Origin of the sequence: Streptomyces sp. NPDC002566, assembly GCF_042889585.1 — a bacterium.
Lineage (GTDB): Bacteria > Actinomycetota > Actinomycetes > Streptomycetales > Streptomycetaceae > Streptomyces.
Window position 1 is genome coordinate 88,408 of the sequence record NZ_JBIARD010000002.1, and the last position, 24,245, is coordinate 112,652.

A 24,245-nucleotide genomic window follows, 5' to 3' on the forward strand; every position below is an offset into this window, starting at 1 on the left:
GGAAGCCGCCCGGCTTCCCCGCACCCTTCAACGCCCCTCAGGACAAGGGCTCCTGCGGGTGAACGAAAGGCACGTTCATGGGTGACACGCACGTCGGTGACACGCCTGCGCGTCGGCACCGGTCGCTGCCGCTGGCCCTCTACCTGCTCTCGGCCGTTCTGGTGCGCTCCGCCAGCGGCGGTGCGTCCGTCGGCCTGGTGACCCTGACCGTCGGTCACTCCGGAGCGGACGGGGGAGCGACGGTGGGCGGTGTGCTCGCCGCACTCCTGATCGTGCCGAACGTCGCCGGCCCATGGATGGCGCGCTGGCTGCAAGGGGCGAAGGACGCCCGCCTCGCCCTGGCGAGCGCGTTCGCCGCCTTCGGCGTGGCGCTCGGCGGCGCAGCCCTGCTCTACGGCCGGGTCGCCCTGCTGCTCGTCGCCCTGCTGATCACCGTCGGCGGGGTGTGCGGCCCTTTGATGACCGGAGGACTCAGCAGCAGGCTCGCACTGATCGTCGGGGAGGACGACCGCATGCAGCGGCGGGCCGAGGGACTGGACTCGGCCACCTACGGCATCGGCAACATCGCCGGTCCCGCCGCCGTGGCCGCGCTGGCCGCGGCGACCAGCCCGGCCACGGCCCTGGTGGTGCTCGCTCTCGCCGCCGTCGTCGGCGGCCTCCTGCTGTTCCTGCTGCCCGCCGCCCTCGCCACCCCCGACCGCGCCGGGCCGGCCATGGCGGTCCGCGACGCCCTGAAGGTGGTGGTGCGCCGCGGCGCCCTGCGGCGCGTCATGGTCGCGACGATGCTCACCTCGGTGAGCACCGGCGGCGTCATGGTCGTCGCGGTGGTGCTCGGCACCCAGTTGCGCGACTCCGCCGGCGCGGGCGCCGCCCTGGGCGCCGCCTACGGAGTGGGCAACCTCGCAGCGGCCCTCGCCGTCGGCGTCTTCCCGCTGCGGGGCGAGCCCGAGAGGCTGACCCTGCGCATGATCGCCATCAACGCGGCCACCATCGCCCTGTGCGCCGTGGCGCCGAACTACCCGCTGGCCGTCGTCACCTTCGCCCTGGCCGGAGCCAGCAGTTCGGTCCTCTTCACCGCCACCCTGGCCGTCCGCTCGCAGTACTCCCCGCCCACCGCACGCGCCCAGGTCTTCGTCATCATGGCCGGATTCAAGATGGCCATGTCCGCCGTCGGCACCGCCCTCGCCGGAGCGCTGTCCGGCATCAGTCCCCGACTGGTCCTGGCCCTCGGCGCGCTCATCACCTGTACGGCCGTCGGCGTCGCCCTGCTCGACCGCCGCTACGTCACCACCACGGCACCCGAGACGACCGAGGACCCCGCCGTCGTCCGAAACCCCTGACCGGCGCTCTCGCGTCAGGGCGCCCCACCCGGTCCCGAACCTTCCCAACCCTCCTCCCGGACACCGCACCCCCAGAAACGGAGAACTCGCCTCCCCGCAGGCCGGGACCATCGCCGGCGCCTCGCTGTCCGCCTACCTCGGGACGGCCTGGACGAGGCGATGGGCGCACTGCGTCTGGCCTACGCGATGATGCTCGACCGCGAAGCCCGCTACCGCTCCCCCGCCTCCCCTTCACCGACCCGCCGGTCCTGGTCATCATCGACGAGGCGGACATGCTGCTGTCGGCCGCCTCGCCGTACCACCTGGAGGCCAAGGCGATCGTGGAGCAACTGACCCGCCGCTCCCTCAAGAGGGGCATCGGCGTCGTCCTGACCACCCAGACCCCGCCGGCCGAAGACCTCGGCAACTCCACCGTCATCCGCTCCCAGCTCCGACCTCCACGTGGTGCTGGCCCCCGGCGTGCCGTCCCACGGGTGGGTGGATGATCCGGGGTCGATGCCGTCGCAGCAGGAGCAGCCCGAACTCCTCGAACGCGACGGCCTTCCACCACCTGGGACGCAGAGGAACGAGCAAGCAGGGCATGCAGGTGTTGTCGACCGCCGCCGCCCGGGACGCCGACCCGAACCGGTTGCCCCGTCGGCGCTCTCGAACTCCTTGCGAACGCAGGTCCGAGAAAATGGGCCGGTGTGAGGATAAATAGAACTGATCATCACGGCTGCGTATGGAATGACCCGCACCTCCTGTGCTGCCCCCTCACACATGCATGATCGGTTCAGGGCCGTGATCTGTTCCGCGCGGCTCGAAGACGACGGACATCGGCAAGTTGGGGCGGGTGCATGGTGAAGACAAGACTCAAGAGGTTGTCCGTTGTGCTGTCGGTGCTCGGGCTGGCCTTCAGCGGTGTGGCCGCCACTCAGGGGACTGCGCAAGCAGCCGGCTACGGCTGGGTGTACATCTCCTTCCCGAAGTGGCTCGGGAACTGCCCGAACGCCACCGTCAAGGGCGTCCAGGCATACACGGACTACTGGAACACCAACTGGGACATGGGTGATGACCTGGTGTACGGCAAGGTGGCTCTCGGCCAGCGGAACACCATCATCGGCAACCTGTTCTGCAAGCGGCCCACCGGCGGTTACTACCAGGCCGTGGCCCGCTATGACGTCGTCCCGACGCGCAGCGGGCAGACCGTCTGGGTCGGCCCTGGGGGATGGACCCGCAACTGACGGACGTACCGGATGAGCGGAGGCCCCCCGCGCATAGGCGTCGGGGGCCTCCGGCCGTCAGCCGCACTCCTGCTCGCTTCCTGCTTGCGTCATCGGGACCGCCGAGTGGGGTGCTCTCCCGACTGAGGGACGCCTCCGGATGTGTCCGGGAGTCCGCGCCGTCCGCCGCGCCGGATCTGACGCACAGCGCAGCGCCTGCAGCTGCAGCTGCGCACGTTCATCGGGGCACTCTGAAAACCCTTGGCGTGCGCCGCGCTCACCCTGGCCCACTGACTGGCCCGTTGCATCTCGGCATGCCGACGGCGGCGCGGCTCGCTCGGTGCTCGGCCAGGAGGCTGCGCGCTCCGGGTCGCTGTCGGGGGTGTCCTCGCGGTGCAGGAAGGTGTCCAGCAGGTCGCCGACGGGGGTGGTCGGCCTCGGCTGGGTGGCGCAGAGCGACGGTGGAGTCGATGGTGTAGCGGTTGCGGCGGCCCACCCGGGTTCGCGTGAGGTGACCGGCCGCTTCCAGGTCGGCGACGATCAGCTGCACGGCACGTTCGGTGATGCCGCTGGCGTCGGCGACGTCTCGGCCCCGTGCTTCCCGATCCCGGGCGAGAGCAATCAGGACCCGGGCGTGGTTCACTGCCCGAAGGCTTCAACACCATCGTCTTCGCCGACGCCTTGTACCGCCTGGAGCCGTTCCTGAAGCGTCTCTCGCAGGCCCGGGAGGCCGACCTCGGGCCCGACGGCAGCACCGGCTTGGGCGACCTGTGGCTGGTCCGCCGCTTCTTCGGCCCGGAGATCCTGCCGCTGTGGCGGTGGCGACCCGGCTCGGACCTGGTGATCGGCCGGGACCGCGTCGCGGAGATCCGCCTCGGGCAGCAGTACCTCACCCTGGCCTGCCGCGACGACGTCGACGGCCAAGGAGACTTCGGCTTCGACGTCCTGCTGTCCTGCCCCTTCGATGCGGAGTGCGCCGGGCAGGCGTGGGCGCCGGTCTACTCCGTCACCGACCTGCACAAGGCGCTGACCGGCGCCATGGACAGCGACCCGGACATCGTCTGCACCGCCCACGGCGACAGCGTCGACGACGACCAGGACGACGACCCCGAAGACCGTGCCGATCCCGAGGCACAGTACGCGGACGCGGTGCGAAGGCGCTTGCCGCAACAACGCCACGACCTGACCCCGCGCCTACCACGGGCCGGCGCTCCTGCCTGCGACTCCATGAGGACTCGATGCGTCCCAGGACCGGGACCACCCAAGCTTTAGCCTGGGTCTACTTCAGTAAATCCGTGGATTGACTTGGGTCGGAGCAGCTTTGATGATCGTTCGGGGCCCAGGTCGGCACCCTCCCCGCCGTCTCCGCCGCGATCCCAAGTGGTCCTGACGGGGGCGGCTGTCGACCCGTCACGGGCCTGGCCGTTCTCGACTCCGGCCGTGCGATTCCACGGCCTCCCTGGGACAGGAGCACATATGAGCACCGGCAAACTGACTGTGGCCGTTCTCGGCCCGGGTGGAGTCGGCGGCCTGATCGGCGCGTTGCTCGCCCGCGCCGGACACCGCGTCGTCTGCCTGGCCGGAGAGCAGACCGTCGCCGTGCTGCGCCAGGACGGACTGCGCGTCGACAGCGACCAGTACGGGGAGTTCACCACGGCGGTGGAGGCCGACACCGAACTGCGCGAGCCGGTGGACGCGGTCTTCGTGACGGTCAAGCAGACCATGCTTGCCGAGGCCCTCGACCGCATCCCGGTCGACATGGTAGGCGCGGGCACGGTCGTGGTTCCGCTGCTCAACGGCCTCGACCACATCGCGGTGCTGCGCGGGCGCCTCCCTTCGGCCCGGGTCGTCGCGGGCACCATCCGGGTCGAGGCCACCCGCGTCGCACCCGGCCGCGTCACCCACACCAGTCCGTTCGCCAACCTCGAACTTGCCGCCCCCGTAGAGGACTTCGCGGAAGTACTGCGGCAGACCGGCCTGGGAGTGACCCTGCGTGAGGAAGAGGGCGCGATGCTCTGGGACAAGCTGGCCTTCCTCGCTCCGTTCGCCTTGCTGACCACCCGCCACCAGGCTGACGTCGGCACCGTCCGTTATCGGCACCGTGCCGAACTGCTCACCGTCCTCGACGAGGTCGCGGCCGTGGCCCGCGCCGCCGGCACGTCGGTGAGCGCCGAGGGATTGCTCTCCTTCTTCGACCGGGTCCCCGGGACGATGAAGTCCTCGATGCAGCGCGACGCCGAGGCCGGCCGCCCGCTCGAACTCGACGCCATCGGCGGAGCCGTCCTCCGCGCCGGAGTCGCCCACGGCATCGCGACCCCGGCCACGGCCCGGCTGCTCGCCGAAGTGGCCGAGGCTGAACGGCGGGTGGCCTGACGGAGTCGTCTGATCCGCGTCATGGCCCACCTGCGAGGTTGACGGCCTTTGGGGTGTCGCCGAGATATGCGGCGCACCCGCCAGTGCTCGGCGTTCAGCCGGGCGGGTTGCGGCGGGTGTGCAGGGCGACCAGTGCGGGGTGATAGGTATGCACGCCCTGCGCCTGGAATCGGTCAAGAAGGCCTGACCGCCGATACGGCGGTGACGGTCACGGTGTCGTCGCACTCGGCGAACTGCCCGTCGTCCAGGGCCACCTGGTGTGCCCCGGACCCCGGCAGCCGGACGACCATCGTGGGGTACACCACGGGCGCCGAACCGGACACGCAGTACCCGTCGGCCTCTCCTTGCACCTGCACGAACGTCAGCTTCACCCACGCCTTGCCGCCGGGGGCCACCTTCACTGACGCCGCGGCTCCGGTCGGCTTGACGGTGAGCGGCACGTTCATCTCGGGAGAGCCGTTCCCAGCGCCGGCCACCGAGGGGTGCCCCTTGAGCAAGCACGTCCGTCCGGACACGTTGGTGAACTCGACGACGGCCGCCCCGGTCCCCGTGCCGGCCGGCCGCACGACGGCCTGACGGGCGGTCGCCTCCAGACTGCCTGCGGAACAGGGCGCCGCCGAACCGCCCGGAGCGGGTGCGGACAACGAAGGTGCGGAGGCGGAGGGCGCGGAGGACGCGGGCCGGGAGGCGGAGGGCGTCGAGGTGCCGGAGGGCGTGGAGGAACCAGAGGCGGAGCTGCCGGGTTCCGGGGCACCGGGCGTGGAGGAGGAGGCCGCTGAGCTGACGGCCCCGGACGGGGTGGCGCCGCCGTCTGTAGTGTCCGCACCGCCCCCACCGGGCTGACATCCTGCCACCGCCAGCGTCGCCGAAGCCACGACGACCGCCACCGCCGAACCGTGCATTCCGTTCACGTACCGCATGCTGTCCCCCGAGTCCCAGTTGTCCGGAGCGCGGCTCCTCGCCGCCCACGTCGAACCAGACAAAAACGTGGAGCCGGCAGTTCTCCTGCACTCCGACCTGTGACGCACCGGTGACGAAATCCGGCCACAACCACCGTGGAACGCCCCGGACAGGCCAGTTGTCGGCGTACTCGCAAAAGCGCTCACATAAGTACGATGAATGTGCTCAGGCGGATGTTCGCCTTTGGGCTCGTCAGCAGCCATCGTGCGGTGGAGAGTTCAATCGGACCACGAGGTCAGGTCGTGCGTCGTCGCGACGGGAACGTCGGACGGAGCGGCGGCCCGTGCGTCAGCGTCGAACCACCGGACTGGACGGTGTCGTGCTTGCCCGGCAGCGGCTGCAACGTGATCGGCGATGATCTGCTGACGCTCCGGGCGCCCCAGCGCGACGACCGCGTACCCGGGTGAGCCCGGCCTTTCGCCGAGCCCACCACGCCGATTCCTCGTGGCCCGACGGCCTGAGGTCGTTCACAGTTGGTCGTGAGAGCCGATCTCGCGGAGGATGTCGAAGGCTTGCGGCAAGGGTGCGGGGTCGTCGTCCGTGATGCCGGACGCGCGGCGCGCCCGTCGCGTCCGCAGCACCGCACGCACCGCGGACAGCGCGGCGCAGGCGATCACGGCCGCCTTGAGGTCGGCGTCCGGCGTGTCCCGAGGCAGCCTGCGCCGGACCAGGGCGGTCAGCCGCTCCTCGAAGTCGGAGAAGGCCTGCACGAGGCGGGTCGTGATGACGTGCTCCAGGCCTTCCAGCGGGTGGCTGAGGGCGGTCAGGGTGGAAGCGGTGAACGGCTTGACCGCTTCGAGCAGGGCGTTGCACACCGCGTCCAGCGGCTCTTCGTCCGCCGGACGGCGCTCCAGCGCGTTCTCGACGTAGGTGAAGACCTCGAGGCCGTCGGGCAGCAGCAGCGCTTCCTTGCTCTCGAAGTAGCGAAAGAACGTACGGACGGACACGTTCGCGTGGGCGGCGATGTCCGCGACGGTGGTGTCCTCGAAACCGCGCTCCTTGAACAGCCGGGCGGCCCCTTCCAGCAGGAGGCGTCGCGTCTCCTCCTTTTTGCGTTCACGCAGTCCGGCGGGGGCGGTCTCACTCGGCATGCACCGAAGCCTCGGCCATGGTGTCGCCCCTGTCAATCGGCGCCCGGCACCACGCTGAGCTGTGCGGATGCGCGATGCCCCCGAGAAAATGTCACGACTGACAATTGTCATGCGTGACAGTTCTGCTCTAGTGTGCGCCTCGTTGACGAACCTTCCCTGGGAGCCCACCGTGCCCGGACCCGCACAGCACCCCTCGGCGCCGACGGCCTCGCCGACCGGCACGGGATCACCGGACGACCGCGTTCCGCTGTCCAGCGCACTCGGCCGGCTCGGTGGCTTCTGCGCCCGGCATCCGGCCGCGGTCATCGCCGGCTGGCTGCTGATCCTCATGGCCTCCCTGGTGGGGCGGCATCTCGCCTCGCCCACCTTCAGCGACCAGGTCGACCTGCCCGGCACCGCCTCCGACCGGGGCGCCGAGCTCCTCGCCGCTTCCCTGCCCGAAGCGGGCCGGCCCAACGGAAAGATCGTCTTCCATGCCGGCACCGGCACCCTCACCGACCGGCGCTCAGCCGTCGACCTGACACTGGCCGACCTGCGCGGCCTGCCGCACGTCACCGCCGCCTCCCCTCCCGTGACCAGTGACGACGGGCGTACGGCGTACACCACCGTCTCCTTCGACGTGCAGTTGAAGAACCTGGGCCACGACTACACCGACCGGCTCGACACCGCCACAGAGCCGGCCCGCGCGGCCGGACTCGGCGTCGCCTACGGCGGCGACCTCGAACAGGTGGTCCGGGAACCGGCCGACGACAAGCTGAGCGAGGGCGTGGGCCTCGCCACCGCCCTCGTCATCCTCCTGCTTGCCTTCGGCAGTGTCCTCGCCGCGCTGCTGCCGCTGGTCACCGCACTGATCAGCGTGGGGGTCGGGCTCAGTCTGGTGGGCCTCGTCGCGGCCGTCCTCTCCTTCGCCACCTCGTCGATGACCCTCGCCGGCATGATCGGCCTGGGCGTCGGCATCGACTACGCCCTCTTCCTGACGACGCGCTTCCGCCAGGACCTCGTCGACGGGCGCGATCCGGTCGACGCCGCGGCCCGTACGGCGCACACCAGCGGGCGCGCCGTCCTCATCGCCGGCGCGACCGTGGCCGTCGCCATGCTGAGCCTGTACGCGTCAGGGCTGGACTTCATCGGCAGGATCGGGCTGGCGGGCGCCCTCGCTGTCGCCGTCACCGCCGGCGCCGCCGTCACCCTGGTCCCGGCGGCCCTGGGCCTGGTCGGCAGGCGTATCGATCGGCTGCGGCTGCGCCGCCCCGTCGCCGAGAGCGGAGGGAGGCACGACGGCTGGCAACGTTACGCGTGCCTCGTCTCCCGACGTCCGTGGACGTTTCTGGCCGTCGGTCTCGCCGTACTCGGCGTCTGCTCCGTACCGATGCTGTCGATGCGCCTCGGGCACGTCGACGCGGGCGCGGACCGGCCCGGGAGCAGCACGCGGACCGCGTACGACTGGATCACGCAGGCCGAGGGACCGGGCTTCGGTGCGGGAGCGAACGGCCCGGTCCTCGCCGTGGTCGACGTCAGCGGCGCGCGGACGCCCGTCGCCCGCATCCGCGACGACGTGACCGCCGCCTTGAAGGACACGCACGGTGTCGCGTCCTTCTCCCCCGTCAAGGCCAGTGCCGACAAGAAGATCCTCGTCACCACCGTCATCCCGGCCACGGGCCCGCAGGACGCCGCGACCGGCGTCCTGCTCGACACCCTGTCCGGACAAACCCTGCCCCGGGCGCTCCACGGCACGGGCGCCCACGCCTACCTCACCGGCGCCGTGGCCGGGCAGGCCGACTTCCGCGACACGGTCGGCGACAGGCTGCCGGTCATCGTCGCCACCGTGCTGATCCTGGCGTTCCTGCTGCTGATGACGGTGTTCCGCAGCGTCGTGATCCCCCTCAAGGCCGTCGTCCTCAACCTCTTCACCACGGCCGCGTCCTACGGTGTGCTCGTCGCCTGCTTCCAGTGGGGCTGGGGCGACTCACTGCTGGGGGTGTCGGAGCCGGTGCCCATCGAGTCGTACGTCCCCATGATGATGTTCGCGATCGTCTTCGGCCTGTCGATGGACTACGAGATCTTCCTTCTCTCCCGCATCGCCGAGGCCTGGCATCGCACGGGTGACAACCGGCTCGCGGTGGGAGAGGGACTGTCCGCCACCGCCCGCGTGATCTCCGCCGCCGCTTTCATCATGACGGCGGTGTTCCTCTCCTTCACCGCGTCACCGACCGTGGTCGTGAAGATGTTCGCCCTCGGGCTGGCGATCAGCGTGATCCTCGACGCCACCGTGGTGCGCCTGGTCCTGGTGCCGTCCGCCATGTTCCTGATGGGCCGGGCCAACTGGTGGATGCCCCGCCGGCTCGACCGCGTACTCCCCCGTCTGCACGCCTGATTCTGCGACCCCACCGACCGATCGGAAGCCAGTGAGCCGAGTGACATCTGACCGCCGGAAGAAGACGCGTCTTCTCGTCACGACGGGCGTGGCCCTGGCCGCCCTCGTCCTTGCGACCGACCTCCTGGTCGAACACCGGGCCGAGGATCGCATCGCCGCGCAGGCGTCGCGCCGACTGAAGCCGGAGGGGCCGGTGCAAGCCCGTCTCACCACCCCGCTCGCGGGGCTGCGCACTCTCGGGGGAGAGGTCGGGGACGTACGGGTGAGCGCCGACGGCGTGCACCGTCAGCACGCGGTGATGGACGTGAGCATCCACTTGAAGGACGTCACGACGGACGGTGTCAGCGCGGGCGGCACAGGGACCGCCACCGTCGGGTACGACCAAGTCACCCGGCGACTGGGCGCGCTCGGTGACGGCCTGACAGCCGGCGGGCAGGACGGTGACCTCATTCTCAGCGGCAGCGTCGGGCGTCTGGGACTGCCGGTGAGTGTGCGCGCCGTGCTGTCCACGACGCCGGACGCCTTCACCATCACGCCCACGACGGTGAACGTCCTCGACCGCAGCGTGACGGCCGACGACCTCGCCGCCCTGCCGACCGCCACCGGGCTGCGGGACAGGCTCGCACCCCGCACCGTGCCTCTCACCGGGCTGCCCCACGGGGTCGCGCTCACTTCCGCGTACGCCGCGAGCGACGGTCTCGTGCTCGCCTTCTCGATAGCCGCGGGCCCGACACCGGGGGGCCTGGAGGCGACCTGACGCCGAGTACAGGAGGCGGGCCGGCGGTCGCGACGAACCGCACGTTCGTCGACAATCGGTAGTCAGGCGAGGATGCGCGCGCTCGGCTGTTCGAGGCGGCCGCCGACGCGCCGGCACCCTAGGGATCGGTGAGGACAGATGAGCTCGGTTTTCGCCCGGGTCCCGGACCCCGAGCCCAATGGTCCTGCCGTGTCCCGTGAGCAGTTCGACGCACTCTTCGAAGCGGTTCGCGCATGGGGGCGGTGGGTCCCGGCCGACCGTGGCGCCTGGAACCGGGTGACCTCGGAGCATGTACGGCGGGCCACGGCCTTGGTCCGGTCCGGGACTGTCGTCCCGATGGCGCTGCCCTGGAACACCCGGCCCGGTCCCGACAACCGCAGACCGGCCTTGCACCACATGACCGATCTGGGCGAGGTGGAAGCCCCCGAACCCTCGACCTACAAGGACTTCATCGCTGCCGACTACCACGGCAAGGGAGTCACCCATCTCGACGCACTGAGCCACATCGCCTATCAGGGGCAGCTCTACGACGGCCGGACGGCGAGCAAGGTCGTCGACGCCGCCGGCGCCCGCTTCGCAGCGGTGTCGATGCTCGGCCCCCTCGTCACGAAGGGGGTGCTTCTCGACCTCCCGGCCGTCCGGAAGGTCCGTTGGCTGGAGCCGGGGCTGGCGGTCCACGCGAACGACATCATCGAGGCGGAGAAGACGCTCGATGTGACGATCGGCGAGGGCGACGCGTTGCTGCTGCGCTCCGGACAGGTCCGCCGGCGTAGGGAACTCGGTGCCTGGGACCCCGACACAGCGAGCGCGGGCCTCCACGTGGACGCCGTACCGCTGCTGGCCGAACGTGGTGTCGCGGTGCTGGGAGGAGACGGCGACAGCGATGTGCGGCCCTCACCGGTGGACGGTGTGCATTCCCCGGTTCACGCCCTGGCCGTGGCCGCGATGGGGGTGCCGCTGCTGGACAACCTCGACCTGGAGGCGCTCTCCGCGGCGACCGCCGAGGCGGGGCGGCATGAATTCATGCTCGTCGTGGCGCCGTTGAACGTCCCCGGCGGGACCGGCTCACCCGTCACCCCGGTCGCGGTCCTGTGACGACGCCCCCGTCCGGCTACTCTGCGTGACGGGCTCCGGGAATCGTACCCCTCTCCCCTGATGTCCCGTATTCTCGTCAATGCCAGATATTTCCGCAGATCAGGTTATTGAAGGCGGGAGTGAGGCGCAGCGTGGTTCTGCCCGGCGGGGAGTCGATGTCTTCGGGGCCTGCGATGGACGGCGCAGGGCTCGCCCGTTCTCGTGAGCGGTTTCTGCAGGGAGAGCCGGTCGATACGGGCGTGCGAGCGTCGATCTTGAAATCATGGCAGCGTTGCGGGTCTCTGGGGCTCTCGCCGGACCAGGACGACCTTCCGTACCGGGATGATCTCGATCCGGACGGGCCGATCGTGCGGGCAGCCGTGCCCGTGCTCGACCGGCTGCAGTACCGGTTCTCCGGCAGGCCGATGAACATTTCCGTCGCCGACGCGAGCGGGACGGTCCTCCTGCGCCGTTTCGGAGACGCGTCCCTGGCCACAGCGCTCCCGGCGATTCAACGCGTTCCGGGATTCGTGTTCTCCGAGAGGGTCGCCGGCACCAACGGCATCGGTCTGGCCCTGGCGGAGCGTCGGCTCATCCGGGTCTACGGCGCCGAGCACTTCGCCGAGCGTTCCCAGGAGAGCGCCTGCCGCGCGCTCCCCGTCCGGGACCTGCTGAGCGGCCGTATCGAGGGTGTCCTGTGCTTCGGTTATCCGCGCAGCGCCGAGGACCCGGCGCTGGCCACCGTGATACGCGAGGCGGCGGAGGCCATCGAGCGGCGGCTGCTCGGGCAGAGTTCCGCGCGGGGCCGCGCTCTCCTGCGGGCCTGCCTGGACGCCGGGGCCGGAAACGCGGCCGGTCTCCCCCACCGCGTCGGGGTGACGGAACTGGCCCTCGAACTGCGCCCCCGGGACAGCGCCGTCCTCATGGGGAAGGCCACCGAGCTGATCTCCGGAGGGGATCCGGCCACCGTCGACGTGCACCTGTCCGACGGCCGGCGGGTCACACTCGTGAGCCGTCCGGTGACGAGTGCCTCCGGGGTGGCGGGCATCGCCGTGGAGGCCCTTCTTGCCGACCGTGTTTCCGGAACGTCCCGTACCGCCCCGCATCAGGCCGGCGAGCCGCTGAGCCTCTCCCCTGGGCTTGCCGACGTCCACGGCGTCGAGCTGTCCGGGGCGCTGCATGCCGCCCCGGCGCCCCGGCACGGATCCGTCAACGCATCGTCCCGGCATCTGCGCGTGGTCGAATCCGGCCGGGGCGGCACGACCACCGACGCCGACGGGGCGACGGACCGGCGCCCCGGCTCTCCGTCCCCGGCGCGAGGGCTTGTGCTGGTGGGGGAGCCGGACGTGGGGAGGCACGCCCTGGCCGCGCGACGCCGCCTGGAGCTGCTCTCCGAAGTCGGCGCCCGCATAGGCACCACCTTGGACGTACGTCGCACCGCCGAGGAACTCGCCGAGACGGCGGTGCCGCGACTGGCCGACTTCGTCACCATCGACCTGCCCGAGGCCGTACTGCGCGGTGAGGAGTCCGCCGTCGCCGGCACCGACCTGCGCCGCACAGTGGTCCACGGCGTTCGCGACGGCCTTCCCTTCAGGCCGGTCGGCAAGCGGGTCGAGTACGGCCCGACGACGCCCCACCTACGGTGCCTGACCGACGGACAGGCAGTGCTGGAACCGGACCTCGAGGCCGCCGCGGGCTGGCTCGCGCAGGACCCCGAGCTCACCGAGCAGCTGCTGAGCCACCTGCACTCCCTCATCGCGGTGCCCTTGGTCGCCCGCGGTGTCGTGCTGGGCATCGCCGGCTTCTACCGAGGGCGGGACACCGCGCCCTTCGGCGACGACGATCGCAGACTGGCCCAGGAACTGGCCGTCCGGGCCGCCCTGTCCATCGACAACGCCCGGCGCTACACGCGCGAACGCACCATGGTCCTGGCCCTGCAGCGCAGTCTGCTCCCGCACGGTCTGCCGGATCAGGGCGCCGTCGATGTCGCGCACCGCTATCTGCCCGCCGAATCCGACGTCGGCGGAGACTGGTACGACGTCGTTCCCCTCTCGGGTACCCGTGTCGGCCTCTTCGTCGGGGACGTCGTCGGCCATGGCATGCTCTCCGCCGCCACCATGGGCCAACTGCGCACCGCCGCACGCAGCTTCGCCGAACTCGACTTCCCTCCGGAGGACGTCCTCACGCACCTCGACAACCTGGTGGGACGCCTGGACCGGGAGGACCCGGCCTCCGACGGCGGCGGCGTCATCGGCGCCACCTGCCTGTACGCGATCTACGATCCGACATCGCAACAGTGCACCATGGCCCGCGCAGGCCATCCTCCGCCCGCGGTGGTCCACCCCGACGGCACGGTGTCCTTCCCCGAACTGCCCCCCGGAGCTCCTCTCGGTCTCGGCGGCCTGCCCTTCGAGGCCGCCGACTTCCACCTTCCCGGGGACAGCCGGCTCGTGCTCTACACGGACGGACTCATAGAGGACCGGCAACGCGACGTCGACGTGGTCCTCGACCAACTGCGGGGCGCCCTGGCCCACTCGGGGCGCACGCCGGAGGAGACCTGTCAAGCTGTCCTGGACACCGTCGCGCCCGCTCATCCCTGCGACGACATCGCCCTGCTCGTCGCCCGGACCCACGCCCTGGATCCCGACCGGATCGCCACCTGGGAACTGCCCGCCGACCCGGCCCTGGTCAGCGAAGTGCGCGCCGCCGCCGTCCGGCAGCTCGCCGACTGGGGACTCGACGAGGCCGCGTTCGCCGCGGAGCTCGTGATCAGTGAGCTGGTCACCAATGCCGTCCGCCATGGCGCCGGGCCCATCCGGGTACGGCTGCTCCATGCCCGAACCCTGATCTGTGAGGTCTCCGACGCCAGCAACACCGCCCCGCACCTGCGTCGAGCGGCCGGCACCGACGAGGGCGGCCGTGGCCTGTTCCTCGTCTCGCAGCTGTCACGGAGCTGGGGGACGCGCTACCTCCCGCGGGGCAAGGTCATCTGGGCCGAGTGCGGGCTCGCCGGTGTTTGACGGCAATGCCTCATATGCGATGGCCGAAATGTCATGATCTGATCTGTCGGTGCCGCTCATGAAAGTCGGGAAGAACGTGCCACGCCGAGCCCGGGGAGATGCCCGTGTACGACGCTCCCGACACCTCTGACCAGTCGACTCCGCTCCCCGGAGCGGAACCTCTGGTCCGGATCCGCGGGCTCCGCAAGAGGTTCGGCGGGACCGTCGCGCTGGCCGGGGTCGACCTCGACGTCCACGCCGGCAGCGTCCTCGCCCTCCTGGGCCCCAACGGCGCCGGGAAATCCACGCTCATCAAGGTGCTCTCCGGCGTCCACCGGGCCGACGAGGGGCGGATCACGGTGGACGGGCATCCACTGGGAAGTCATGCCGCATCGCACAGCATGTCCTTCATCCACCAGGACCTCGGCCTCGTGGAGTGGATGTCGGTCGCGGAGAACATCGCCCTGTGCACCGGGTACGCGCGCCGCGCCGGACTGATCTCATGGCGACGGACCCGCGAGGACTGCGCGGAAGCCTTGCGGATCGTCGCAGCGCATCTCGACCCCGACACACCGATCGCCCGCCTCTCCCCCGCCGAACGCTCCCTGGTCGCCATCGCCCGGGCCCTCGCGTCGCGGGCGAGGCTCATCGTCCTCGACGAGCCGACCGCCCGCCTCCCGGCCGCTGACTGCACCCGGCTGTTCCGGGTTCTGCACGCCCTGCGCGACCGGGGGCACGCCATCCTCTACGTCAGCCATCGCCTGGACGAGGTGTACGAGGTGGCCGACGCCTTCGCGGTTCTGCGCGACGGACACCTCGTCGGGCACGGCCGGCTCGCCGACCGCAGCCGTGCCCGCCTGGTGCACGACATCGTCGGCGAGGAACCGGCGGAGCGCCGTCCCGCCCGTGTGATCGCCGACGGCCCCGCCGTCCTGACCCTTGAGGGCGTACGGACCGCGGGCGCGGGGCCGGTCAGCGCGGAACTCAAGGCCGGAGAGGTCCTGGGCATGGTGGGCCTCTCGGGCGCCGGGCACATGGACCTGGGGCGAGCCCTCGCCGGCGCCCGGCCCGTCCTCGACGGGACGGTACGCCTCGGCGGCCGACCGTACCGCCCTCGTACGGTCGCCGACGCCGTGGGTCTGGGTGTCGGCCTGGTGCCCGGGGACCGACAGCGGGAGGGCTGTCTCGCCGGGCTGACCGTGCGGGAGAACCTCCTGGCCAATCCCCGTGCAGGCGGTCCGCCGACACCGCGGTGGATGAGCCCCCCTCGCGAACGCGCCGAGGCCACCGCCCTCATGGAGCGGTTCGCGGTCCAGCCCCAGGACTGCGAGGCCCCCGTCGCCACCCTGTCCGGAGGCAACGAGCAGAAGGTGATGATCAGCCGATGGCTCCGGGTGAACCTGCGCCTGCTGATCCTCGAGGAACCCACGGCGAGCGTGGACGTGGGAGCCAAGGCCGCGGTCTACCGGTTGCTCGACGAGGCGCTGGCGGACGGCCTCGCGGTCCTGCTCATCTCCACCGACTTCGAGGAGGTCGCAGACGTGTGCGGGCGGGCTCTGGTCTTCGTCGGCGGATCCGTGACCTCGGAGCTGAGCGGACCGGACCTCACCGTCGCCGGGCTCACCCGGTCGGCTTCGGCGTTGCCGCCTTCCGGAACCACGACGAATCCATGACCGCCTCGCCGTCACCCTCCTCGCCTCGGCCCCGACGGCAACGAACGCGCGCGCTGAGCCGGCTCGGCCGACTGGGCAGGCCGCGGAGGACGGGACGAGGCGGTCACCTCATCGGGGCCTACGGCCTGCTGGTCCTCACCGGCGTGCTCTTCCTGATCTTCTCCCTCACCCTGCCGCGTACGTTTCCCACGTCGGCCACCGTCGACTCGATCCTGTCCAACCAGTCGATCCCGGCCGTCCTCGCGCTCGCCGCTATGGTCCCCATCGTGACCGGTGCGTTCGATCTCTCGATCGGCTACGGCCTGGGGCTCGCACACGTCATGGTGATGCAGCTCATCGTCGATGTCGGGTGGCCCTGGCCGCTCGCCTGTCTCGCGGTGATCGCCGGAGGGGCGGCCGTCGGCGTCGTCAACGGAGTCATCGTCGTGTTCGGCCGGATCGACTCCTTCATCGCCACCCTCGGAACCGGCAGCATCATGTACGCCGCGACGGGCTGGGTCACCGACGGCGGCCGGATCGTCCCCGGAGCGCAGGGCCTGCCCGCGGCGTTCACCGACATCTACGACTCCACGTTCCTGGGCCTGCCCGTCCCCGCCTTCTACGTGTTCACGCTCACGGTCGTCCTCTGGCTGGTGCTGGAACGGCTGCCGCTCGGCCGGTACCTGTACGTCATCGGGTCGAATCCGCGCGCCGCCGGCCTGATCGGCATCCCGACTCCGAGGTACACCGTCTACGCGTTCACCGCGTCGGGACTGATCGTCGGCTTCGCCGGGGTGCTGCTCGCGGCACAGCAGCAGATCGGCAACCCCAGCGTCGGGCTCGACTACCTGCTGCCCGCCTTCGTCGGCGCGCTGCTCGGCGCCACGGCGATCAGGCCCGGCCGGCCCAACGCCCTGGGCACCGTCGTCGCCGTCGCCGTCCTGGCCGTCGGCCTCACCGGCATCGGCCAGATGGGAGCCGACTTCTGGACGGTCCCGCTGTTCCACGGAGCCACCCTGCTCCTCGCCGTCGGACTGGCCGGCTACTCCGCCCGTCGTCGACTGCGCACCGGCGCTGCGGCCCCCCGCGCCTCGCCGGCCGGACCGCCGGACCCGCCGTTCCCCCCGACGCGGGACGGTGGCCGTGAAGGAACCGCCCCATGACCCACGCCACGGGCGCCGCCTCCCTGTCCGGCCACGTCCTCTCGCCCATGACTCCGTGAGGAGCTCGCGTGCACCGCAACGGCAACCGCAAGGCCACCGTCGCCGGCCACCGGGTGCGGCCCGCCGCCTGCGCCCTGCTGGCGGCGGCAGCCGTCCTCACGGGCTGCGAACGCGGTTCGCAGATCGGAGCTGACGAGTCCACCGGAGGCCCGAGCGGCTGCCCCGCGGTCCTCGCCGGGGCTCAGGCCGCTGTGAGCAGGGCGGAGAAGAAAGAAGCGATCTGGAACGGGCCGACCACCGGCCCCGCCGCTGCCCCCGGCAAGACCATCGTCTATGTCGCCCAGACCATGACCAACCCCGGAGTCGCCGGCGCCGCGAACGGGGTACGGGAAGCGGCGCGGGTCATCGGCTGGAACGTCCGGGTGATCGACGGTGGGGGCACCCCGGCCAGCATCCAGGCGGCCATGAGCCAAGCCGTGGCGGTCAGGCCCTCCGGCATCGTCGTCGGCGGCTTCGACCCCGACTCCACCTCACAGCAGGTCGCCCGGGCCGACGCGGCGGGCATCCCGCTCGTCGGCTGGCACGCCGTGGCCGCTCCCGGTCCCAGCCGCCGGCCCGAGCTCTTCACCAACGTCACCACTCGGGTCGAGGACGTCGCCGGAATCAGCGCGCGGTGGATCATCGCGCACTCCCACGGTCGAGCCGGAGTCGTCGTCATCACCGACGCCTCCATCCCCTTCGCCAGGCACAAGTCAGACCTGATCAGAAAGGAGCTGGCCACCTGTTCCGGCGTGGAGCTCCTGGCGTACGAGAACATCCCGATCCCGGACGCGAGCAGCCGCACCCCTCAGGTGATCGCCTCTCTCCTCTCCCGCTTCCGGAGCAGGTGGACCCACTCCGTCGCCATCAACGACCTGTACTTCGCCGACGCGGCCGCCGCGTTCCGCGCGGCCGGCGAGAAGGGCTCCGGTCCGCCGTTCAACATCGGCGCCGGCGACGGCGACCCCTCCGCCTTCCAGCGCATCGACGACAGGCTGTACCAGGCCGCCACCGTGCCCGAACCGCTGTCCCAGCAGGGCTGGCAGATCGTCGACGAGTTCAACCGTGCCTTCTCCGGCCGACCCGCCAGTGGCTACGTAGCCCCCGTGCACATCACCACGGCCGGCAACAGCGACGGCGCGACGACGTGGGATCCAGCGGGCTACCGTGAGGCGTACCGGAGGATCTGGGGCAAGTGACGGCGGCGTCGGTCTCGTACCGCGCGAGCAGCTTCGGCCATGTGCGACGGCCCACCCACACGGGGCGTGTGCGCCGGCCCCGGGTGCGCAGTACTGCACCGAACCTCAGAGCGCCCGATCCGCGCCGGGGTTCGCACCGGCGGCGCGTACAGCGGACAGGGACTGCCGCTGCCGGCCGTCCGCATCGAAGTTGTCGGGCGAGAGCCACTCCCGAAGTGCCTTTCCGACCTGTGGCCACTCGGAGTCGATGACGGAGTACCAGGCGGTGTCCCGGTTGCGGCCCTTGTACACCATGGCCTGGCGGAAGATCCCCTCGAAGGTGAAGCCGAGCCGCAGTGCCGCCTTGCGCGAGGGCGCGTTGAGGCTGTCGCACTTCCACTCGTAGCGCCGGTAGCCGAGTTCGTCGAAGACGTAGGACATCAGCAGGAACTGCGCCTCCGTCGAGACCGGAGTCTGCTTGAGCAAGGGCGAGAACGCCACGTTCCCCACCTCCACGACGCCGTCGGACGGCTCCTGGCGCATCAAGGAGAGGGTGCCCACCGCCTTGCCGGTGCCGAGGTCGACGACCGCGTAGTGCAGGGGGTCGTCCGTCTGTGTCATCGCCACCGCATGGCTGCGGTAGTCGTCCTGGTCGGCGAACGGACCGGCCATCATGTACGTCCAGTCCCTGCCGTCCGCCGCCAGGGCGTAAGCGTGGTACAGGTCGTCGGCGTGGCGGTCCACGTCAAGAGGCTCCACCCGGCACAGGCGGCCGTCGAGGGTGACCCGGGCGGGCACCGGACGCTCCGTCCAGTCGGGCAGCGGTTGGCCGATGGGCTGACCGTGTTCGTTCCTACCTGCAGACATGCTCTTCTCTCGCATCGTCGACTGCTGCCGGACCAGCACCCAGTAGACCACCGAAAAGATCCACTGCGCAGCCATCCCAAGGGCCCGCAGCCCGACTTCCGCCGGCATGAGCCACACTCCAGCACGCGCGGCGGACAACCCCCGCACCGCCCTGGCCGGCGGGGACCGCGGCGACTTCTCGCCTGGCCCTCATCGCTCTGTGGCAGTTCCTGCGGGACCGCCTACGAGACGTAGTAGAAGACAAAACATGCGGTGCTTGCCGCCCGTCTTTCTGACCGTTTCAGAATGAGCTGGACGTGGGATGCGACATCACACCTGCTCGTGAGAGCAGTTACAGCACGTGTCAGGAGCCTACTGAAACGATCAGTTATATGAGGGCCTGCCTGACCGGAACTTGTGGGAGTCAGAGGCTGCCGGGGCGGACCAGACCGGTTCTCTTCACTCCGGTCAGGATGGGGGTGACTTCAAGGGTGGTGATGTGTTCGAGGGCGCCGATGGTGTCGCTGAGGAAGTGATACAGCGCGTTGAGGTCGGTTGCCGCGACGGCCACGAGGAGGTTGGCGTGGCCGGTGGTGGCGGAGGCGAAACGGACCTGCGGGTGGCGGCTGAGCTGGAGGCCGGTCTCCTCCAGTTGGCCGGGTGTGACGGTGACCCATAGGAGGGCTTCGGTGCGGATGCCGAGCCGGGCCAGATCGACTTCGGTCGCGAGCCTGAGGACCTGGCCGCCCACCAGTGCCTCTACCCGGCGGCGGGCGGTGAGGGCGGTGGTGTCGGCGCGGCGCGCGAGGTCGGTGTAGGGGGCTCGGCCGTCCTCGGTCAGTGCGGTGATCAGCTGGTGGTCGAGGGGCTGGAGGACGGGGCGGGTGGGTGCCGCGGGCATGTCCGGCCGCAGGCTGGTCAGTTCGGTCTGCGTCAGCAGGCCGCCGCTCCAGTCGAAGGCGGCCGGGAAGACCCGGAGCAGGACGTGTGAGGTCCAGGACTGGACCGCGGGGGTGGCGGGCAGATCGCGCAGCAGCAGGTTGTTGCGGGCGTCCGGGCCGTCCAGGAACAGGATGGTGCAGATCTCGTCGCCGCCGCCGAGGACGTCCACCCAGATGGTGTCGGGACGACGGGCGAGGGTGGCGGCGATGGCGCTGATCCGGTTGGGCTTGCACCGGATGCGCAGGGCCAGCGGGATCAGCTCGGGGAAATGCACGGGGTTGCGTACGGCCGTGGCCCGCAGGGTGCCGTCGCCGAACAACGGTGCCGCTCGGCGTACGACGGTGCGCTCCGAGATGCCCAGGACGCGGCCGACCGTGCGCCAGGAAGCACGCGGTGCGGCCAGCATCGCGGCGGCGATCCGACTGTCCGTTTCATTCAGCTGGTGGCGCACTTTCTCCATGGAGCACGATTCTATGTCTTCCTTTCTCGTTTCAGGCGGCTGATTCTGGCTCAGATGCTCACTCCGCCCTAGAAAAGTCTCAGAGCAACCGAGACGAGAGAAAGCGGGTGGGCGCGATGACCGGCATCGAGCACACGGTCGTGGACACCGACCGGGGCAAGGTCAGGGGAATCACGGAGGGCGAGGCGGTGTGCTTCCGGGGTGTCCCGTACGCCGCGTCGCCGGTCGGAGAGCTGCGGTTCGCCGCGCCGCAGCCGCACCCCGGCTGGACGGACGTGCGGGACGCGGCCACGGCCGGCCCGTCCGTGCCGCAGGCGGCCTCCCGGCTGGAGAAGGTGCAGGGGCAGCGCGTACCGGACTGGAACGAGGACGGCAGCCTGACCGTCAACGTCTTCACTCCGCGCCGGGCGCTGGAGGACGGCGCCGCCCGCCCGGTGCTGGTGTGGTGGCACGGCGGCGGCTTCACCAGCGGTTCCGGCGGCTGGGACTGGTACGACGGCGGCCGCCTCGCCGCACTGGGCGACATCGTCGTCGTCACCGCCAACTACCGGGTGGGACCGCTGGGTTACCTTTACCTGCCCGAGATCGGCGCGGCCAACCTCGGTCCCCAGGACCAGGCCGCCGTGCTGTCCTGGGTGCAGGACAACATCGCCTCCTTCGGCGGCGACCCTCGTACGGTCACCGTCGGCGGGCAGTCCGCAGGAGCGTACTCGGCCCTGTCGCTCGCGCTCGACCCCGCGACGAACGGATCCGTCACCCGGGTGCTGCTGCAGAGCGGACCCTTCGGCCTGAACCCGCAGGATCCGCACCAGGCCGCCGAGAACGCCGACGCCTACCTGCGCCTGCTGGGCATCCCGAACGGCACGGACACCGCGAAGGCCCTGCGCGCCCTGCCGGCCGAGCAGTTGCTGGACGCCTACGGCCGCCTCTCCGCCCAGCTCGCGGCTCCGGGCAAAGCTGCTCCGCCGATGTCCCCGGTCCTCGGCGCCCCCGGCATGCCCCGCACCCGGCAGCAGGCCCTCACCGACGGCGCGCTGGAGGGCAAACCGCTGCTGATCGGCACCACCCGCGACGAGGCGACGGCCTTCTTCGCCTTCGACCCCCGCATCCAGAACCTCACCGGCGAGGCCGCCCTGGACATGCTCACCGCCCAGGTCGGCCGGCAGACCGCGCAGGACGTCTACCGGCAGCACGCCGCCCGCCTCCCGCAGGCGACACCGGCGCAGATCTTCACCTCGGTGCAGACCGACGGCCTCTTCCGCGACGGCTCGCTTCGGATCGCCGACCACCATGCGGCCGGCGGCAACACCACCTACGTCTACCAGTTCGACTACGCCCCCGCCGAGGACCCGTACGCGCTGGGCGCCACCCACTGCGCCGAACTGCCCTTCTTCTTCAACACCTTCGACGCCTACCCCGGAAGCCCGGTCCTCGCCGGTGCCGGCGAGGCCCAGCGCGCTCTGGGCCTTGAATTCGCCAGTGCCGTCGCCGAGTTCGTCACCACCGGAACGACCGGCGACTGGCTGCCTTACGCCCCCGCGACCGCGGCCCGCATCCGCCACTTCGGCTGAGAGAGGTGACCGTCGTGAAGCACATCTTCCGCACGCCGACCATGCCGCACTGGGCCGAGTTCCTCACCCTGCTGGTCACCATCTACTTTTCGGACCGGCTGTACTCGCTGACCATCGCCGACCGGTTCGCGAACTGGAACCAGTGGGTGCGCCCGCTCCCCTTCACCCTGGCCTCCATCGCACTCCTCGTCTTCTGCGTGATGCCGGGCGCCGGCCGGCTCTGGAAGACCCTGTACGCCAAGGCTCTGCACGCGGCCGCCGCCCACTGAATCCCAACCGGACCCCGATGTGTGCTGGGCTCACATGTCGGGGTTCGAGCTTTCCTGCCCGCCCTGCATCCAGTCCGCGTCGGCCACGTTCGTCTCGGCTCATCAAGGAAGGCTCATGGGGAGACCGCCCCGGATTCAGCAGCGGTCGGTCCGTACGGCGCGGCCAGGGGCCACACCCTGTGCGTGACCGCCGTCCCCGCGGTGCACCGCCAGCTCCTTGCCCCCTGCCAGCAGTTCGACGGCGCCCAGGGCGTCCCCGACGGTCCCGGCTCAGCGCAAGGCCCGGCGCGAGTACGAGAGCCAAGTCGACGGCCACCCCTGGTGGGCGCGTCCGGCTCGTGCCCCCCGGCACTGCCGTCGCTGCCGACTGCTTGACATTGAAGTCAAACAGTCGTTTGAGTTCTCATGTGAGCCCAGAGAAGACGGACCTTCGCCGTGAGGCCGGTCGGCGAACGCGCGACGATCTGCTGGCGGCCGCCCTTGAGCTACTCGCACAACGCGGACAGGAGGGCGTGACCCTCCGCGAGATCACCCAGAACGCCGGAGCCAACGTCGCCGCGGTGAGTTACCACTTCGGATCGCTGAAGGCTCTGTGCGAGGCGACGATCGAGCACGCGTTGGAGCGGTACCTGGACGCTCAGATCCGGGAACTCGATGCCCTGGGCGGCGCCGCGACGCTGAGCGAGCTGGCCGAGGCGTTCGCACGGCCGATGGTGAGTGCGCTCGCGGCCGGTGGGCGGGATCTGGCGGTGATACGGCTCGTGGCGCGGGTGGGGATCGAGCCGCCCGAGGGGTGGGAGCGGCTGGCCGGGAAGTTCGAGCTGGCCCGACGGCAGGCGGTGCGAGTGCTGGCCGTGAACCTTCCCGACGTCGACAGGCACGAGCTCGACTTCCGGGTCCGCTGCGCGGCCGGGATGCTGAACTGGCTCGCGCTGGCACCCGTCGGGGCCGAGTTGGCCGCAGAGCCTGCTGACCGTATCGAGCGCATGCTCGTCCCGGTGGTCGCCGGCGCCTTCCGAGGGGCGCGATAAGCATCTGACGTGCGCGACTGCGCCGCGCCGACTCTACTTGCGACGGGATTCGGTCGTCTGCTTGACAGGACGTCCGAGTCGCGCTCTACAATTTCAATCAAAGGTTTGAATGGAATCTCATGGACCTGTTCGCCGAGGACGGCGTCTTCAACAACGTCGTCGCCGGCGAGAGCTACCGCGGTGAGCACCTCGGCGACCTCGTCGCCTTCATGGGGGGGCTCGCCCCCGCCCAGCTCGGCGTGCAGCCCGACTTCGCCGCCGCCGTCACCGCGTCGGCCACCGTCCCGGGCTGACCGAACCGGCTCCGGGCAGCACAAGCAACCACGAAGAAGCAGGCCCGCCATGCCCACCATCGGCATCATCCTCGGCAGCACCCGGCCCAACCGCGTCGGCGACCAGGTGGCCCGCTGGGTCCTGGAACACGCCTCGCGCCGGACCGACGCGAGCTTCGAGCTGCTCGACCTGCGCGAGCACCCCCTCCCCCACCTCGACGAACCGATGCCACCGTCCCTCGGCCAGTACCAGCACGAACACACGCAGCGCTGGGCCGCGACCATCGCCGCGTACGACGGATTCGTCATCGTCACCCCCGAGTACAACCACGGCGTCCCCGGCGTCCTGAAGAACGCCTTGGACCACCTCTACGCCGAGTGGAACAACAAGGTCCTCGGCCTGGTCTCCTACGGCGCCGCGGGCGGCGTACGCTCCGCCGAGCAGCTGCGCCTGGTCGCTGCGGAACTCCAGATGGCCGACGTACGCCAACAGGTCACGCTCTCGCTGCACACCGACTTCGAGGACTTCAGCGTCTTCAAGCCCGGCGACCACCATCTGCCTGCGCTGGACGCGATGCTCGACCAGGTCATCGCCTGGACCACGGCGCTCGCCCCGCTGCGAACGGCTCCGGTCGGCGCCACCTGACCCACC

The 24,245-nt window shown here is 70.7% G+C and carries 20 protein-coding genes and 2 pseudogenes; 17 read left to right on the forward strand and 5 right to left on the reverse strand.

The genetic code is table 11. From position 1 onward, the window contains the following. The first annotated feature begins 77 nt into the window (after window positions 1-77). From ACFYXA_RS07675 to ACFYXA_RS07685, 3 genes are all read left to right on the forward strand, one after another. Window positions 78-1,340: an MFS transporter gene (locus ACFYXA_RS07675; RefSeq protein WP_389029369.1), complete on the forward strand. Its 1,263-nt coding sequence runs from the start codon at window positions 78-80 to the stop codon at window positions 1,338-1,340. A 272-nt stretch (window positions 1,341-1,612) separates the two neighbouring features. Further along, the gene (locus tag ACFYXA_RS07680; protein WP_389029372.1) at window positions 1,613-1,825 is read left to right on the forward strand and encodes a hypothetical protein; all 213 of its coding nucleotides are present in this window, start codon (window positions 1,613-1,615) and stop codon (window positions 1,823-1,825) included. Between the two features lie 375 nt (window positions 1,826-2,200). Further along, the gene (locus ACFYXA_RS07685) at window positions 2,201-2,563 is read left to right on the forward strand and encodes a hypothetical protein (RefSeq protein ID WP_352246103.1); all 363 of its coding nucleotides are present in this window, start codon (window positions 2,201-2,203) and stop codon (window positions 2,561-2,563) included. Window positions 2,564-2,899: 336 nt separating this feature from the next. Here the strand turns inward: ACFYXA_RS07685 and ACFYXA_RS07690 are convergent. Continuing rightward, window positions 2,900-3,185, reverse strand: a pseudogene (locus ACFYXA_RS07690) (helix-turn-helix transcriptional regulator); the annotation flags it as partial. Between the two features lie 5 nt (window positions 3,186-3,190). Here ACFYXA_RS07690 and ACFYXA_RS07695 point away from each other — a divergent pair. Together ACFYXA_RS07695 and ACFYXA_RS07700 are read left to right on the forward strand one after the other, a co-directional pair. Further along, a pseudogene (locus tag ACFYXA_RS07695) lies at window positions 3,191-3,697 on the forward strand (ATP/GTP-binding protein); the annotation flags it as partial. Window positions 3,698-4,018: 321 nt separating this feature from the next. Further along, window positions 4,019-4,915, forward strand: coding sequence for a ketopantoate reductase family protein (locus tag ACFYXA_RS07700; protein ID WP_389029376.1), 897 nt, complete (start codon window positions 4,019-4,021; stop codon window positions 4,913-4,915). 173 nt (window positions 4,916-5,088) lie between these two features. Here ACFYXA_RS07700 and ACFYXA_RS07705 read toward each other — a convergent pair whose 3' ends face one another. Together ACFYXA_RS07705 and ACFYXA_RS07710 are read right to left on the reverse strand one after the other, a co-directional pair. Beyond that, the gene (locus tag ACFYXA_RS07705) at window positions 5,089-5,559 is read right to left on the reverse strand and encodes a DUF4232 domain-containing protein (protein ID WP_389029379.1); all 471 of its coding nucleotides are present in this window, start codon (window positions 5,557-5,559) and stop codon (window positions 5,089-5,091) included. Window positions 5,560-6,342: 783 nt separating this feature from the next. Then, window positions 6,343-6,966: a TetR/AcrR family transcriptional regulator gene (locus tag ACFYXA_RS07710; RefSeq protein ID WP_389029381.1), complete on the reverse strand. Its 624-nt coding sequence runs from the start codon at window positions 6,964-6,966 to the stop codon at window positions 6,343-6,345. Between the two features lie 169 nt (window positions 6,967-7,135). On the opposite strand from ACFYXA_RS07710, the gene ACFYXA_RS07715 reads away from it, so the two are divergent. The 7 genes from ACFYXA_RS07715 to ACFYXA_RS07745 all read left to right on the forward strand — a co-directional run bounded on the left by ACFYXA_RS07715 (window position 7,136) and on the right by ACFYXA_RS07745 (window position 18,223). Next, window positions 7,136-9,340, forward strand: a complete 2,205-nt coding sequence (locus ACFYXA_RS07715; RefSeq protein ID WP_389029385.1) for an MMPL family transporter — start codon at window positions 7,136-7,138, stop codon at window positions 9,338-9,340. 40 nt (window positions 9,341-9,380) lie between these two features. Next, entirely contained in the window at window positions 9,381-10,097 is a 717-nt protein-coding gene (locus ACFYXA_RS07720; RefSeq protein WP_389029388.1) for a DUF2993 domain-containing protein, read from the forward strand. Window positions 10,098-10,235: 138 nt separating this feature from the next. Further along, window positions 10,236-11,192, forward strand: a complete 957-nt coding sequence (locus ACFYXA_RS07725; RefSeq protein ID WP_389029391.1) for a cyclase family protein — start codon at window positions 10,236-10,238, stop codon at window positions 11,190-11,192. Window positions 11,193-11,347: 155 nt separating this feature from the next. Continuing rightward, window positions 11,348-14,191, forward strand: a complete 2,844-nt coding sequence (locus tag ACFYXA_RS07730; protein WP_389029394.1) for a SpoIIE family protein phosphatase — start codon at window positions 11,348-11,350, stop codon at window positions 14,189-14,191. A 104-nt stretch (window positions 14,192-14,295) separates the two neighbouring features. Then, complete coding sequence (locus ACFYXA_RS07735) at window positions 14,296-15,843, forward strand: sugar ABC transporter ATP-binding protein (RefSeq protein WP_389029397.1); 1,548 nt, start codon at window positions 14,296-14,298, stop codon at window positions 15,841-15,843. Then, window positions 15,840-16,985, forward strand: coding sequence for an ABC transporter permease (locus ACFYXA_RS07740; RefSeq protein WP_389029400.1), 1,146 nt, complete (start codon window positions 15,840-15,842; stop codon window positions 16,983-16,985). Before ACFYXA_RS07735 ends, ACFYXA_RS07740 begins: the two co-directional genes overlap by 4 nt. A gap of 68 nt (window positions 16,986-17,053) precedes the next feature. After that, complete coding sequence (locus ACFYXA_RS07745; protein WP_389029404.1) at window positions 17,054-18,223, forward strand: substrate-binding domain-containing protein; 1,170 nt, start codon at window positions 17,054-17,056, stop codon at window positions 18,221-18,223. 105 nt (window positions 18,224-18,328) lie between these two features. Here ACFYXA_RS07745 and ACFYXA_RS07750 read toward each other — a convergent pair whose 3' ends face one another. Next, window positions 18,329-19,069, reverse strand: a complete 741-nt coding sequence (locus ACFYXA_RS07750) for a GNAT family N-acetyltransferase (RefSeq protein ID WP_389029407.1) — start codon at window positions 19,067-19,069, stop codon at window positions 18,329-18,331. 403 nt (window positions 19,070-19,472) lie between these two features. Continuing rightward, a complete protein-coding gene (locus ACFYXA_RS07755; protein ID WP_389029410.1) occupies window positions 19,473-20,450 on the reverse strand; it encodes an AsnC family transcriptional regulator in 978 nt (325 codons plus the stop codon). A 116-nt stretch (window positions 20,451-20,566) separates the two neighbouring features. Here ACFYXA_RS07755 and ACFYXA_RS07760 point away from each other — a divergent pair, with 116 nt between their 5' ends. The 5 genes from ACFYXA_RS07760 (at window position 20,567) to ACFYXA_RS07780 (ending at window position 24,239) form a co-directional block, all read left to right on the forward strand. After that, window positions 20,567-22,021, forward strand: a complete 1,455-nt coding sequence (locus ACFYXA_RS07760; RefSeq protein ID WP_389029413.1) for a carboxylesterase/lipase family protein — start codon at window positions 20,567-20,569, stop codon at window positions 22,019-22,021. Between the two features lie 14 nt (window positions 22,022-22,035). Beyond that, window positions 22,036-22,290: a hypothetical protein gene (locus ACFYXA_RS07765; protein WP_352246091.1), complete on the forward strand. Its 255-nt coding sequence runs from the start codon at window positions 22,036-22,038 to the stop codon at window positions 22,288-22,290. A gap of 407 nt (window positions 22,291-22,697) precedes the next feature. After that, the gene (locus ACFYXA_RS07770) at window positions 22,698-23,321 is read left to right on the forward strand and encodes a TetR family transcriptional regulator (protein WP_389029417.1); all 624 of its coding nucleotides are present in this window, start codon (window positions 22,698-22,700) and stop codon (window positions 23,319-23,321) included. Between the two features lie 119 nt (window positions 23,322-23,440). Continuing rightward, window positions 23,441-23,614 (forward strand): hypothetical protein, encoded by a 174-nt coding sequence (locus tag ACFYXA_RS07775; protein ID WP_389029420.1) that lies wholly within the window; start codon window positions 23,441-23,443, stop codon window positions 23,612-23,614. A 49-nt stretch (window positions 23,615-23,663) separates the two neighbouring features. Further along, window positions 23,664-24,239, forward strand: coding sequence for an NADPH-dependent FMN reductase (locus tag ACFYXA_RS07780; protein WP_389029423.1), 576 nt, complete (start codon window positions 23,664-23,666; stop codon window positions 24,237-24,239). Window positions 24,240-24,245 lie beyond the last annotated feature (6 nt).